General features: G+C 50.0%; 13 protein-coding genes, 6 tRNA genes and 1 pseudogene. 1 reads left to right on the top strand and 19 read right to left on the bottom strand.

The window, feature by feature from the left end:
* Nucleotides 1-2 precede the first annotated feature (2 nt).
* The 19 genes and pseudogenes from nadA to BHE85_RS14875 all read right to left on the bottom strand — a co-directional run.
* Entirely contained in the window at nucleotides 3-1,046 is a 1,044-nt protein-coding gene (gene nadA / locus BHE85_RS14965; RefSeq protein ID WP_000115290.1) for a quinolinate synthase NadA, read from the bottom strand.
* Nucleotides 1,047-1,294: 248 nt separating this feature from the next.
* A tRNA-Lys gene (locus tag BHE85_RS14960) sits at nucleotides 1,295-1,370 on the bottom strand.
* A gap of 146 nt (nucleotides 1,371-1,516) precedes the next feature.
* Nucleotides 1,517-1,592: transfer RNA gene (locus BHE85_RS14955), tRNA-Lys, on the bottom strand.
* Nucleotides 1,593-1,595: 3 nt separating this feature from the next.
* Nucleotides 1,596-1,671 (bottom strand) — tRNA-Val (locus BHE85_RS14950).
* Nucleotides 1,672-1,722: 51 nt separating this feature from the next.
* A tRNA-Lys gene (locus BHE85_RS14945) sits at nucleotides 1,723-1,798 on the bottom strand.
* A 2-nt stretch (nucleotides 1,799-1,800) separates the two neighbouring features.
* A tRNA-Val gene (locus tag BHE85_RS14940) sits at nucleotides 1,801-1,876 on the bottom strand.
* A 35-nt stretch (nucleotides 1,877-1,911) separates the two neighbouring features.
* A tRNA-Lys gene (locus BHE85_RS14935) sits at nucleotides 1,912-1,987 on the bottom strand.
* A 164-nt stretch (nucleotides 1,988-2,151) separates the two neighbouring features.
* Complete coding sequence (gene cpoB / locus BHE85_RS14930) at nucleotides 2,152-2,943, bottom strand: cell division protein CpoB (protein WP_000097580.1); 792 nt, start codon at nucleotides 2,941-2,943, stop codon at nucleotides 2,152-2,154.
* 9 nt (nucleotides 2,944-2,952) lie between these two features.
* Nucleotides 2,953-3,474 carry a peptidoglycan-associated lipoprotein Pal gene (gene pal / locus BHE85_RS14925; protein WP_001295306.1) on the bottom strand — a complete coding sequence of 174 codons (522 nt, stop codon included), beginning with the start codon at nucleotides 3,472-3,474 and terminating at the stop codon, nucleotides 2,953-2,955.
* A gap of 34 nt (nucleotides 3,475-3,508) precedes the next feature.
* Nucleotides 3,509-4,801, bottom strand: a complete 1,293-nt coding sequence (tolB, locus tag BHE85_RS14920) for a Tol-Pal system beta propeller repeat protein TolB (protein WP_012421565.1) — start codon at nucleotides 4,799-4,801, stop codon at nucleotides 3,509-3,511.
* Nucleotides 4,802-4,933: 132 nt separating this feature from the next.
* Nucleotides 4,934-6,115 carry a cell envelope integrity protein TolA gene (gene tolA, locus BHE85_RS14915; RefSeq protein WP_000030651.1) on the bottom strand — a complete coding sequence of 394 codons (1,182 nt, stop codon included), beginning with the start codon at nucleotides 6,113-6,115 and terminating at the stop codon, nucleotides 4,934-4,936.
* A gap of 64 nt (nucleotides 6,116-6,179) precedes the next feature.
* A complete protein-coding gene (tolR, locus tag BHE85_RS14910; RefSeq protein ID WP_000090104.1) occupies nucleotides 6,180-6,608 on the bottom strand; it encodes a colicin uptake protein TolR in 429 nt (142 codons plus the stop codon).
* A 3-nt stretch (nucleotides 6,609-6,611) separates the two neighbouring features.
* A complete protein-coding gene (gene tolQ, locus BHE85_RS14905; protein ID WP_000131314.1) occupies nucleotides 6,612-7,304 on the bottom strand; it encodes a Tol-Pal system protein TolQ in 693 nt (230 codons plus the stop codon).
* Nucleotides 7,301-7,705, bottom strand: a complete 405-nt coding sequence (gene ybgC / locus BHE85_RS14900; RefSeq protein ID WP_001098370.1) for a tol-pal system-associated acyl-CoA thioesterase — start codon at nucleotides 7,703-7,705, stop codon at nucleotides 7,301-7,303. The genes tolQ and ybgC overlap by 4 nt, the downstream gene beginning before the upstream one ends.
* A gap of 149 nt (nucleotides 7,706-7,854) precedes the next feature.
* Nucleotides 7,855-8,148, bottom strand: coding sequence for a cyd operon protein YbgE (gene ybgE, locus BHE85_RS14895; protein ID WP_000034601.1), 294 nt, complete (start codon nucleotides 8,146-8,148; stop codon nucleotides 7,855-7,857).
* Nucleotides 8,148-8,261, bottom strand: coding sequence for a cytochrome bd-I oxidase subunit CydX (gene cydX, locus BHE85_RS14890; RefSeq protein ID WP_000270282.1), 114 nt, complete (start codon nucleotides 8,259-8,261; stop codon nucleotides 8,148-8,150). The genes ybgE and cydX overlap by 1 nt, the downstream gene beginning before the upstream one ends.
* 14 nt (nucleotides 8,262-8,275) lie before the next feature.
* Nucleotides 8,276-9,415, bottom strand: coding sequence for a cytochrome d ubiquinol oxidase subunit II (gene cydB / locus BHE85_RS14885; RefSeq protein ID WP_000568275.1), 1,140 nt, complete (start codon nucleotides 9,413-9,415; stop codon nucleotides 8,276-8,278).
* Between the two features lie 15 nt (nucleotides 9,416-9,430).
* On the bottom strand, nucleotides 9,431-10,999 hold the full coding sequence (gene cydA / locus BHE85_RS14880; protein WP_000884361.1) for a cytochrome ubiquinol oxidase subunit I: 1,569 nt from the start codon (nucleotides 10,997-10,999) through the stop codon (nucleotides 9,431-9,433).
* 847 nt (nucleotides 11,000-11,846) lie between these two features.
* Nucleotides 11,847-12,926, bottom strand: a pseudogene (locus tag BHE85_RS14875) (glycoside hydrolase family 38 C-terminal domain-containing protein); the annotation flags it as partial.
* 51 nt (nucleotides 12,927-12,977) lie between these two features.
* Here BHE85_RS14875 and BHE85_RS14870 point away from each other — a divergent pair.
* Nucleotides 12,978-13,142 (top strand): IS1 family transposase (locus tag BHE85_RS14870; protein ID WP_047664789.1); only part of this gene is annotated, 165 nt, incomplete at its 3' end.

The following is a 13,142-nucleotide window of genomic DNA, read 5'->3' as shown; positions in this document are numbered from 1 at the left end:
CGTTATCCACGTAGTGTAGCCGCAAAATCCAGCATACGATTGAGCGGCACCAGCGCCCTCTCTCGCAGCCTTTCATCAACATGAACCTCGTGATTGCTTCCTTCCTGTTCTAATGCCTCTGCGATGGCCTGAAGGCCATTCATGGCCATCCACGGACAATGCGCGCAGCTGCGGCAGGTTGCACCCTCACCTGCGGTTGGTGCTTCCAGTAACTCTTTATCTGGCACCGCCTGCTGCATTTTGTAGAAAATACCCCGATCGGTTGCCACAATAAGCCTCTGATGTGGCAATGTTTTCGCAGCAGCGATCAGTTGACTGGTGGAACCGACCGCATCCGCCATATCGACAATAGCTTGTGGTGATTCTGGATGCACCAGTATGGCAGCATCCGGGTATTCTTCTTGCAAGCGGGTTAACGCCTGAGTCTTAAATTCATCATGCACAATACAGGCACCCTGCCAGCATAGAATGTCTCCACCCGTCTGTTTTTGCACGTAACGCCCCAGATGTTTGTCGGGTGCCCAGATGATTTTTTCACCCAAACTATCAAGATGATCAATAAGTTCGACGGCAATGCTTGAAGTTACCACCCAATCTGCGCGCGCTTTTACCGCAGCAGAAGTGTTGGCGTAGACGACGACAGTACGATCGGGATGGGCATCGCAAAATGCGTTAAATTCTTCAACAGGGCAGCCGAGATCCAGTGAACATTCAGCCTGAAGTGTCGGCATCAGAATTGTTTTTTCCGGACTGAGAATTTTGGCGGTTTCTCCCATAAATCTCACCCCAGCGACTAACAAAGTAGAAGCGGGATGCTTTGCACCGAAGCGCGCCATTTCCAGAGAATCAGAAATACAGCCACCGGTTTCTTCTGCCAGTTGTTGAATTTCGGGATCGGTATAGTAGTGGGCAACCATCACCGCATTACGTTCTTTTAGCAGACGTTTTATCTTCTCGCGGTAATACGCTTTTTCATCAATGCTTAACGGCGTCGGCTTCGGGGGGAAAGGATAAATCGCCGTGTCTGGATCAAACATTACGCTCATCTTACCATCTCGTTTTACAGGCTTAACGTTAAAACCGACATTAGCGTAATATTCGCTGTTATCGGTGTAATTTGTTTTATATGCTAAACAAGATAGTCGAATGGTGGGGAAAAGTCACTCGAATTACGCCTAATTCCACCGACGTAGAGTTGCTTGCACAGTAAGCTCTGACGATGTCATCAGGTTTACAAAGTGAAATTGAGGATGCCTGAATAGCAAAAAAGCGCCTTTAGGGCGCTTTTTTACATTGGTGGGTCGTGCAGGATTCGAACCTGCGACCAATTGATTAAAAGTCAACTGCTCTACCAACTGAGCTAACGACCCATACGGGTGTTACCTGAAAGATTTCTACTCGGGGCCAATCTTTAAGATTGGTGTGTCGTGCAGGATGACTCGCTTCGCTTGCCCTACGGGCCGTTGCTGGCGCAACGTTATCCTTCACGCTTAACATCTGAGTTTGATGTTAAAATTGGTGGGTCGTGCAGGATTCGAACCTGCGACCAATTGATTAAAAGTCAACTGCTCTACCAACTGAGCTAACGACCCGAGTGGTGGGTGATGACGGGATCGAACCGCCGACCCCCTCCTTGTAAGGGAGGTGCTCTCCCAGCTGAGCTAATCACCCGATAATGCGCTGGATACTACAAACTACTTCCACCGAACCCATCGTAATTAGTGGTGGGTCGTGCAGGATTCGAACCTGCGACCAATTGATTAAAAGTCAACTGCTCTACCGACTGAGCTAACGACCCGGTGGTGGGTGATGACGGGATCGAACCGCCGACCCCCTCCTTGTAAGGGAGGTGCTCTCCCAGCTGAGCCAATCACCCAATACTACGCTGGATACTACAACTAACTATGTTAGTGGTGGGTCGTGCAGGATTCGAACCTGCGACCAATTGATTAAAAGTCAACTGCTCTACCAACTGAGCTAACGACCCACTTTTTCGTTGCTTTCGGTTTGTTTGATATCCCGTGGCAACGGCGGCATATATTACTGATTTCAGACTTGAGCGCAACAAAAATTTCGATGCAGATCACTCAACTGCTTATGATTCGCACGACACGACCAGAAATAATGCAACTTCTGGTCGTGTGTTATGCATTACATCGCGTTCAGACGTTTTTGTGCCTGTTTAGCGCCATCAGTACCAGGGTATTTACTGATAACCTGCTGGTATACGGCTTTCGCTTTTGCGGTGTCACCTTTGTCCTGCATGATGACGCCGACTTTAAACATCGCATCAGCAGCCTTTGGTGACTTCGGATAGTTTTTCACTACCGAAGCAAAATAGTACGCCGCATCATCTTTTTTACCCTTGTTGTAGTTTAACTGACCCAGCCAATAATTGGCGTTTGGCAGGTAAGTTGAATCAGGGTAATTTTTGATGAAATTCTGAAATGCCACCATTGCGTCATCCTGGCGGGATTTATCCTGCACCAGCGCAATAGCTGCATTGTAATCCGTGTTTGCATCGCCGCTTTTCACCGGCGCGCCAGCATTCGCAGTACCAGCATCAGCTGTCGGCGTCGTTGATGCCGCCGCACCGCTTTGATCGCTGCTGGTTGATTGCGCCGCTGCACCACCGCTGCTGAGGCTGTCGATCTGCAACAGGATCTGCTTTTGCCGCTCCACGACCTGATTCAGTTGATACTGATTTTCCTGAATCTGACCACGCAGGGAATCAATATCGGATTGATTATCAGAAAGTTGTTGCTGGAGTTGGGTTAAAAGCTGGCTGTGAGCATTAGAAATACGCTCAAGTTGAGTGACGCGGTCTTCGACCGAGCCTGAGCCGACACTACTGATTGGTGCCTGAGCAAAAGCGGCCCAGGGGGCCGCTATACCAACCAGTAACGACAGACTCAATAGTTGATGTCTGAAGTTACTGCTCATGCAATTCTCTTAGTAAACCAGTACCGCACGACGGTTTTTGGAGTATGCCGCTTCGTCATGACCCAGTACTGCAGGTTTTTCTTTACCGTAAGAAACGATGGAGATCTGGTCTGCAGAAACGCCTTTACCCTGCAGGTACATCTTAACGGCGTTCGCACGACGTTCACCCAGGGAGATGTTGTATTCCGGAGTACCACGTTCGTCCGCGTGACCTTCTACGGTGACTTTGTAAGACGGGTTGCTACGCAGGAAGTTTGCATGTGCATCCAGCATTTGAGCGAAGTCAGAACGGATATCGTACTTGTCCAGATCGAAGTAAACGATGTTGTTCTGCTGCAGCTGTTGCATTTGCAGACGAGCCTGCTCTTCGGAAGACATGTTGCCGTTGCCGCCGTTCGCATCCATACCAGTGCCGGCACCCAGCATGCCTTCGCTGCCGTCATTGCTGGCGTTCTTGTTGGAAGAACATGCCGCAATTGCCATAACAGGCAGAGCAATCATCAGCCCTTTCAGCACTTTGTTCAGTTGCATTTCAATGATTCCTTTACTATTCAATTAATTATTATCACAGATACGGCGACCAGGCAGGGAATTTGACCTGTCCATCAGTTGCCGGAAGACGCGCTTTGAAACGCCCATCTGTAGAAACCAAATTCAGCACGGATCCCATCCCCTGAGAAGAGCTGTAGATTACCATAGTGCCATTAGGTGCCAGACTTGGCGTTTCATCCAGGAACGTGGACGACAGAACTTGTACGCCTCCCGTTGCCAGATCTTGTTTGGCAATGTGCTGCTGCCCACCATTGGAGCTGACCATTACCATAAATTTACCGTCGCTGCTGACATCCGCATCCTGGTTCTGCGAACCTTCCCAGGTAATACGTTGTGGCGCACCGCCGTTGATATTCACTTTATAAACCTGCGGACGACCGGCCTGGTCAGAAGTAAATGCCAGGTTCTGGCTATCCGGGAACCAGGTCGGTTCGGTATTGTTACTGCGACCATCAGTCACCTGGCGGATCTGACCAGAAGCCAAATCCATTACGTACAGGTTCAGACTACCGGTTTTCGACAAGGCGAATGCCAGTTTGCTGCCGTCTGGCGAGAATGCAGGTGCACCGTTGTGACGCGGGAATGAAGCCACCTGACGTACAGCGCCATTTGCCAGCGTCTGAATAACCAGCGCGGAACGACCGCTTTCGAAGGTCACATAAGCCAGTTTAGAACCGTCTGGTGACCACGCCGGAGACATCAGCGGCTGCGGTGAACGGTGAACGACAAACTGGTTGTAACCGTCATAGTCAGATACGCGCAGTTCATACGGGAACTGACCGCCGTTGGTCTGAACAACGTAGGCAATACGGGTACGGAACGCACCTTTAATGCCGGTCAGTTTTTCAAACACTTCATCACTGGCGGTATGACCAGCATAACGCAGCCACTGCTTGTTCACTTTGTACGAGTTCTGAGCAAGTACAGTACCCGGTGCGCCGCCAGTGTCAACAAGTTGATAAGCAACATTGTAAGAACCATCCGGATTCGGAGTGACCTGACCGACAACTACAGCGTCAATGCCCAGTGCGGACCATGCAGATGGTTGTACTTCCTGCGCACTACCCGGCTGCTGTGGCAGACGAGCGCGATCTAACGGATTAAATTTACCGCTGTTACGCAAGTCAGCAGCAACGATGCCGCCAATATCTTCAGGTGCCGCACCAGGCCCCGCCCACTGGAAAGGAACAACACCAATAGGACGACCGGAATCTACACCGCTGTCGATCACAATGCGGACTTCAGCATGCAGAACTGATGCCCACAGTATGAGAAAACCAAATGCTACTCGTAATGCCTGCTTCATCATATCTCCCTTATCTGGACCGATGGCCCACGATAATTTAGCAGAATGTTAACAAACTAAAATACACAAAACTACCAGAACCCCGTGGCAACCGGTGCCTGATGTTGACCGTCCGAACAGTCAACATCGCGATTACGGTTTGAAGTCCAATGGCGCGTTTTTGAACACTTCATATACTGCCTGGCTTGGTGGTTTCGGGATCTTCGCAAGTTTAGCTGCTGCCAACGCAGCCTGACAAAGTGCGGGATCGCCACCTTCAGGTTTGATATCCAGTAACATACCATCGGGTGCCAGTTTTATGCGCAGCGTACAGGTTTTGCCTGCATAGGACGATGCGTCATAGAACTTACTTTCGATAGCAGATTTAATCTGCCCGGCATAGTTATTGATATCGGCCCCTGATGCGCCATTGTTTTTAGAATTACCACTCCCGGCAGGCGAAGCATTGTTCCCTTTCGCCCCTCCCCCCGTTTTCGGTGCATTCTTACCAGAGCTTAGCTCACCGAAAATATCATCTGCCTCTGCGGCGGCTTTTTCTGCCGCTGCTTTCTTATCAGCTGCTGCCTTTTCAGCAGCCGCTTTTTCTGCTGCTTTTTTGTCGGCTGCAGCTTTCTTATCAGCTGCAGCCTTTTCAGCAGCCGCTTTCTTCTCAGCTTCTGCTTTGGCTTTTTCAGCAGCTTCAGTTGCCGCTTTCTTTCTTGCTTCAGCTGCAGCTGCTTCTGCCGCTTCCGCTTTCTTCTTCAGTGCCGCAGCGGCTGCCTCGGCTTTTTTCTGCGCTGCGGCTTTGGCGGCTTCTGCTTCTGCTTTTTTCTTTGCGTCTGCAGCCGCTTTCTTCGCTGCTTCTTCCGCAGCTTTAGCATCTGCTTCGGCCTTCGCTTTAGCATCTGCCGCCGCTTTCGCTGCCGCCTCTTCAGCTTGCTTCTGCTTTAACTCGGCCTGTTTTGCGGCTTCTTCAGCCTGCTTTTTCTGCTCCTGAGCCGCTAACCGCTCTTTCTCAAGTTGCTTCAGGCGTTCCTGTTCAGCCGCTTGTTTCTCACGCAGTTCTTCAGCAGCCTGCTGTTCCTTCATCTTGCGCTGTTCATCAGAACGCTTCGCGCTTGATTCCTGGCTTTGCATGCGTTTGTACTGCTCAACTACCGCACCTGAATCAACCATGACAGCGTCGATGGACGAACCACCGCCGCCTCCGGCTGAAGCTTCTATATTCTCATCGAACGAACTCCAGATCAGCGCCGCAAATAAGATGACATGCAGCACTGCTGAAATAATTATCGCCCGCTTGAGCTTGTCGTTTTGTTCGGTTGCCTTTGACACTCTCGGTTTCCAAAAACTGTTCGCCTGTTACCCGCTCTCTTTCAAGCAAGGGAAACGCAGATGTTTAGATAGGCTGCGTCATTAAACCAACCGATTTCACACCCGCACTATGTAACAAGTTCAGTGCTTTAATTATTTCATCGTAAGGCACATCTTTTGCGCCACCGATCAGAAAGACCGTTTTCGGGTTGGCCTTGAAGCGGCTGGACACTTCCGCCACCACCTGCTCTGGTGGTAAACGCTCCAGGCGATCTTTCTCAACCACCACGGTGTACTGACCAATACCAGACACTTCAACAATCACTGGCGGATTATCGTTACTGCTCACCGCCTGTGATTCAGTAGCGTCTGGCAGATCGACCTCCACGCTCTGGGTGATGATGGGCGCTGTCGCCATGAAGATCAGCAACAGCACCAGCAGTACGTCCAGCAACGGTACAATGTTGATTTCGGACTTAAGTTCGCGACGACCTCGTCCACGCGCTCTGGCCATGACTTACCCCTTATTGCTCTCGCTAACGGTAAACGCCTGGCGGTGCAGAATCGCGGTAAACTCTTCCATAAAGTTGTCGTAATTCAGTTCCAGTTTGTTTACGCGCTGGTTGAGGCGGTTGTAGGCCATAACTGCCGGGATAGCGGCAAACAGACCAATTGCAGTCGCAATCAACGCTTCTGCGATACCGGGCGCAACCATTTGCAGTGTTGCTTGTTTTACCGCCCCGAGGGCGATAAAGGCATGCATGATCCCCCAGACCGTACCAAACAGACCAATATACGGGCTGATGGAGCCAACCGTACCGAGGAACGGAATGTGCGTTTCCAGATTTTCAAGTTCACGGTTCATGGAGATACGCATAGCACGCGACGCCCCTTCCACTACGGCTTCCGGCGCATGGCTATTGGCACGATGCAGGCGCACAAACTCTTTGAACCCGCTGTAAAATATTTGTTCCGAACCAGTCAGATTATCCCGTTTCCCCTGACTCTCTTGATAGAGGCGAGAGAGTTCGATTCCAGACCAGAATTTATCTTCAAACGCTTCGGCTTCGCGCGCCGCTGCGTTAAGAATACGGGTCCGCTGGATAATAATGGCCCAGGATGCGATTGAAAAACCAATCAAAATCAACATGATAAGTTTAACCAGAAGGCTAGCCTTCAGGAACAAATCAAGGATATTCATGTCAGTCACTGCTTAAACTCCGCGACAATAGACTTGGGAAGCGCACGAGGCTTCATTTTGAGTGGGTCAACGCAAACAACCAGAACCTCTGCTTCATTCAGCAAAGTATTCTCGGCGTTGACAATACGTTGCGTGAAAACCAAAGAGGTGCCACGCATTGATGTTATTTCAGTCTGTATTTCGAGCATATCGTCGAGCCGCGCAGGTGCGTAATATTCCACCGTCATTTTACGTACCACAAAGGCAACGCGTTCAGCCATCAGCGCCTGCTGACTGAAGTGATGATGACGCAGCATCTCTGTGCGTGCTCTTTCATAAAAAGCGACGTAACTGGCGTGGTACACCACACCACCGGCATCGGTATCTTCATAGTAGACGCGAGCCGGCCATCGAAACAGCGTTGTATTCACTTTACATCCCGGTAATGCAACAAAAGTTAGAGCTTTTAAACGCTGCTACTATACGCGCGCGATTGAGGTTTGGGAATGAGGGCAAGTTAAGGGAGCGTAAAAATTTATGGGCCTGGAGCGGCCCATAATTTTTTAAAGAGAATTCTGATTTAAAAGAAGAAGAAAATCAGCCCGATAATGAGAACAATATCGGCAAGCAATGGGCAAAAAATCCCTTGCCAAAGAACCTTCTGCGGACGAAAGCCCACGCCGTGAATCACACCAGCACAGACGGCCCACATCAGCAATAAACCATGCCAGATTTCCAGTTCACTGGTCTTCGCGGCAAAACGAGATGGGTCCCAAAACATACATCCTGCTAACAGAAGCGCCATCACGAAGGAAAGCGCCCGCAGGGGGCGCTTGTCCATTACCGCATACAAGGTCGCGATAATCTTACTCATCAGATGTCTTCTTGACCGGCTTTGCCTGATTCGACGTGTTCAAGCGCCAGCGCGGTGATTACCCCAAACGAACAGGCAAGAAGCGTTCCCAGAATCCATGCGAAATACCACATTTTTAGCTCCTTACTTAGTACAGAGAGTGGGTGTTACGTTCAATATCTTCTTTGGTGATACGACCGAACATTTTCCAGTAACACCAGGCGGTGTAGAGCAGAATGATCGGTACCAGAACCACCGCAACCCAGGTCATGACGTTAAGCGTCAGCTGGCTGGAAGTTGCATCCCACATTGTCAGACTTGCGTTCATCATGGTGCTGGACGGCATCACAAACGGGAACATTGCGATACCGGCTGTCAGGATGATGCAGGCCAGCGTCAGGGAGGAGAACACAAACGCCCACGCGGCTTTATCCATACGTGCAGTCAGGATGGTCAGCAGCGGCAGAACCACACCCAGTGCCGGAATAGCCCACAGAATTGGCGTGTTGTTGAAGTTAACCAGCCATGCGCCAGCTTCACGAACCACTTCTTTATTCAGTGGGTTAGAGGCTGCGTAATGGTCCATTGTCGATTTCACGACATAACCATCGATACCGTACATCACCCATACGCCAGCCAGTGCGAAACAGACCAGTGTCACCAGCGCAGCCACCTGAGCCGTTGCACGGGTACGCAGGTGCAGTTCGCCCACGGTACGCATTTGCAGATAGGTTGCGCCCTGAGTAATGATCATCCCTACGCTCACCACGCCTGCCAGCAGGCCGAACGGGTTAAGCAACTGGAAGAAGTTACCGGTGTAGTACAGACGCAGATATTCATCAACGTTGAACGGTACGCCCTGCAACAGGTTACCGAACGCAACACCAATTACCAGCGGCGGAACGAAGCTACCAATGAAGATGCCCCAGTCCCACATGTTACGCCAGCGGGTTTCTTCAATCTTGGAGCGGTAGTCAAAACCGACCGGACGGAAGAACAAAGACGCCAGCACGAGGATCATCGCCACATAGAAGCCGGAGAACGCAGCGGCATAGACCATCGGCCAGGCAGCAAAGAGTGCGCCGCCCGCGGTGATCAGCCAAACCTGGTTACCGTCCCAGTGTGGTGCAATGGAGTTAATCATAATTCGACGCTCGGTGTCGTTACGACCGAGGAAACGGGTGAGCATGCCCACCCCCATGTCGAAACCGTCAGTGACTGCAAAACCAATCAGCAGAACGCCAACCAGCAGCCACCAGATAAAACGCAATACTTCATAATCGATCATTTGACGACTCCTGTCTTAGCGTGCCGGCTGAGTAGTCGTGGAAGACTGCTCAAAGTGATAGCGACCGGTTTTCAGGCTGCTTGGGCCGAGGCGTGCAAATTTGAACATTAAGAACAATTCTGCCACCAGGAACAGGGTATACAGGCCGCAAATCAGCACCATTGAGAAGATGAGATCGCCTGCGGTCAGTGACGAATTCGCCACAGCTGTCGGCAGCACTTCACCGATAGCCCACGGTTGGCGGCCATATTCAGCCACGAACCAGCCCGCTTCTACAGCAATCCACGGCAGCGGAATACCGTACAGCGCGGCGCGCAGCAGCCATTTTTTCTCGCCAATGCGGTTGCGGATGACACTCCAGAAAGAGAGCGCGATGATTGCCAGCAGCAGGAAGCCACACGCCACCATAATACGGAACGCGAAGTACAGCGGCGCTACACGCGGAATGGAGTCTTTAGTTGCCTGTTGAATCTGCGCTTCAGTCGCATCAGCCACGTTTGGCGTATAGCGTTTCAGCAGCAGACCGTAACCGAGGTCTTTCTTCATGCTATTGAACTGGTCACGAACCGCCTGGTCGGTAGAACCAGAACGCAGTTGTTCGAGCAGAGAGTACGCCTTCATCCCGTTACGAATGCGTTCTTCATGCTGCACCATCAGCTCTTTCAGGCCGATAACCGGGGTATCCACGGAACGCGTTGCAATGATGCCCAGTGCGTAAGGGATCTGAATCGCAAATTTGTTCGTCTCCTCTTCCTGATCAGGAATGCCGAACAGAGTAAAGGCAGCAGGCGCAGGTTGCGTTTCCCACTCGGCTTCAATAGCAGCCAGTTTGGTTTTCTGCACGTCGCCCATTTCGTAGCCGGATTCATCACCCAGAACAATAACAGACAGAACAGCAGCCATACCGAAGCTGGCAGCGATAGCAAAGGAGCGTTTAGCGAAGGCGAAGTCACGACCTTTCAGCATATACCATGCGCTGATACCGAGGATGAACATCGCGCCAGTCACATAACCAGACGCTACAGTGTGAACGAATTTCACCTGAGCAACCGGGTTAAGCACCAGCTCGGAGAAGCTCACCATCTCCATACGCATAGTTTCAAAGTTGAAATCGGACGCGATTGGGTTTTGCATCCAGCCGTTCGCAACCAGAATCCACAGTGCGGACAGGTTTGAACCGAGCGCCACCAGCCAGGTGACACACATATGCTGAACTTTACCCAGACGATCCCAACCGAAGAAGAACAGACCTACAAAGGTGGATTCGAGGAAGAAGGCCATCAGACCTTCGATTGCCAGCGGCGCACCGAAGATATCCCCTACATAGTGGGAATAGTAAGACCAGTTAGTCCCGAACTGGAACTCCATGGTCAGACCGGTAGCCACACCCAGAGCGAAGTTGATACCAAACAACTTGCCCCAGAACTTGGTCATATCTTTATAAATCTGTTTGCCGGAGAGGACGTAGACCGTTTCCATAATGGCCAGCAGGAACGCCATACCGAGCGTCAGTGGCACAAAAAGGAAGTGGTACATCGCGGTCAAGGCAAACTGTAAGCGCGACAGTTCGACTATATCTAACATCATGACTCCTTGCTCATCGCATGAAGACTCCGAGAGTGAACCCCGTTAGAAAGGGTCACACGCATGCCCCAATAGAAATTTGTTTGAACACTTTCATCATACCATGTGAATGCACACAAAAACGGCGTAAAGAAAGGTTGCAAACATGTTAATAAAAACTCAAATTGATCCCACGTATATATTACGCCGCAAAATCCTTACAATAAACAGGTTTTTGTTGAAGCAAATTTGCATTTTTCGACGGTGATCAATTTATAGCTAAATTACCGCCTTTCAGCCAATTTGATCGAGAACAATTTATCTCTTTTTGATGCCCATTTCCAAGACTTATACATTGATAAATATCAATTCCTACAAATTATGTTAATCATGTTTCAATAAGGTAACTTTAGTGACATTTATGTTTAAAATGTGTGAGTTATAAGGCTGAAATTAGTTTCGGTTGGCAATTAAAGATAAAAAGAGACGAAGCAAAAACAGCACGGTTGACCTTAATTCTTTTTTTGGTCACTGGCTAATACGACGCAGAGTTTCAGGATTACTAATAAAGGCATAAATCCACCCCCGCCGATATTAACATTTAATTAACTTATAATTATATTATAATTAACTCACCCAGGGTTATTATTTTGTTAAAAATAAAGCCACATATACGTGGCTTGAGAGTGAAGATAAACGCAAAATTACCTGATGCGCTACGCTTGCCAGTGTCTACATCATCTCTGCAATATATTGAATTTGCCTGCTTTTGTAGACCGAATAAAGCGTTCATGCCGTATCCGGCATGAACAAAGCGCCCTTTGTCAACAATCTGGCCGCGCATATGTGGCTTCGGTTTGATTGCTATTCAGGCAAGCCGGTAACTGAACGTCCGTGACTGGCCGGGTAAAAAAGGCCCCGATAGATTTGAACCTTGATTTTCCTCGGTGGTAATGTGTTCATCCATCATCGTTTCTGAGCAAGAAATCACCTCGCGACTGAAAGCAACAGTCGCATCACAGGTTGCTGATTCAGCCGGATTAAACAGCCGTAAAATCACTTCTTGTCGGTCTTCAGCTTTCTTAAGTGCGCTTATCAGGCATCCCACTGGGGGCATTTTCAACAAACTATAACTTTCCGGCACGTTGAATCCGGCTTTGTTGAGCTTCATCGCATCCCATGGGATTTTGTTGTAACACTGTACTGGAGTCAGCCATGCTCGCGCCTGCTGAGCTACACCAGCGGCGGTTGGCGTACCGGTATAACTCAATAAACTTAGGCGACAAGAAAGCAGACCACGTAGTTGTGAGTCCGGGACTGGCATTTTAATTCCCGAAGGCCGCCCAGGCCTTAAAAGCAGATCTTCTTTGCCCAGTAAGCCCACGCCACGCAGCAACGTAATGGCAAAGGTTTTCTTCTCTTCACCGATGACTTCAAATTCACGTAACCCTTCGCTAAAGACAGCCATGCCGTTACGCCCTTCCTGTAAGGCAACATAGTTGAGCATATTCCATACCGGAACCGGCGCTTCTTTCCAGCCTTCTTGCTGCCAGTTGTTCATTGCACTGTCGTTCACGGGGCGCGTTAGCGAACCAAACTGCGTATCTGCCAGAACACTGTCGGTGTTAAAAGGTGTAGGGACCAGGACACGAAGGCGATGATCGTCAGCCTGGTTATCAAGGTTGATATCCACATCAATACGCCTGCTGTTATGACTAAGAGTGACAACCAACACCACCCCTACTCTGCCAGTGGATTGCCGGGCGCTGCGTTCTGACAAATTGAGCGGCACTGCCATGTCATAGCGGATAACAGCCCTGCTCTGCCAGGCTTCATGAATAATATCGCATTGCGGTTTCGCGTTCGCTGCGGTAATTACCCACTCTTCTTTTGCGGGTGAATAGTCATATTCATCACCATCATCAGAGCTTTCTTCAATTTGCAGGTAATGCTGCCAACTTACTGATTTAGTGTATGATGGTGATTTTAAGGTGCTTGCGTGGCTTCCATTTCCATCAGATGTCCTTCCTGCTCCGCTACTGAAGGCGTGGTGCGTAACGGCAAAAGCACTGCCGGACATCAGCGCTATCTCTGCTCTCATTGCCGTAAAACATGGCAACTACAGTTCACTTACACCGCCTCTCAGCCCGGTACGCACCAGAAA

The organism is Shigella sp. FC1567, assembly GCF_001743015.1.
Classification (GTDB): domain Bacteria; phylum Pseudomonadota; class Gammaproteobacteria; order Enterobacterales; family Enterobacteriaceae; genus Escherichia; species Escherichia coli.
This window is presented reverse-complemented; position numbering and strand designations above follow the sequence as displayed.

Bases quoted from the DNA above. Each gene is read 5' to 3' on its own strand.
- nadA (WP_000115290.1), bottom strand. From the start codon at position 1,046: ATGAGCGTAATGTTTGATCCAGACACGGCGATTTATCCTTTCCCCCCG.
- cpoB (WP_000097580.1), bottom strand. From the start codon at position 2,943: ATGAGCAGTAACTTCAGACATCAACTATTGAGTCTGTCGTTACTGGTT.
- pal (WP_001295306.1), bottom strand. From the start codon at position 3,474: ATGCAACTGAACAAAGTGCTGAAAGGGCTGATGATTGCTCTGCCTGTT.
- tolB (WP_012421565.1), bottom strand. From the start codon at position 4,801: ATGAAGCAGGCATTACGAGTAGCATTTGGTTTTCTCATACTGTGGGCA.
- tolR (WP_000090104.1), bottom strand. From the start codon at position 6,608: ATGGCCAGAGCGCGTGGACGAGGTCGTCGCGAACTTAAGTCCGAAATC.
- ybgE (WP_000034601.1), bottom strand. From the start codon at position 8,148: ATGAGTAAGATTATCGCGACCTTGTATGCGGTAATGGACAAGCGCCCC.
- cydX (WP_000270282.1), bottom strand. From the start codon at position 8,261: ATGTGGTATTTCGCATGGATTCTGGGAACGCTTCTTGCCTGTTCGTTT.
- cydB (WP_000568275.1), bottom strand. From the start codon at position 9,415: ATGATCGATTATGAAGTATTGCGTTTTATCTGGTGGCTGCTGGTTGGC.
- cydA (WP_000884361.1), bottom strand. From the start codon at position 10,999: ATGTTAGATATAGTCGAACTGTCGCGCTTACAGTTTGCCTTGACCGCG.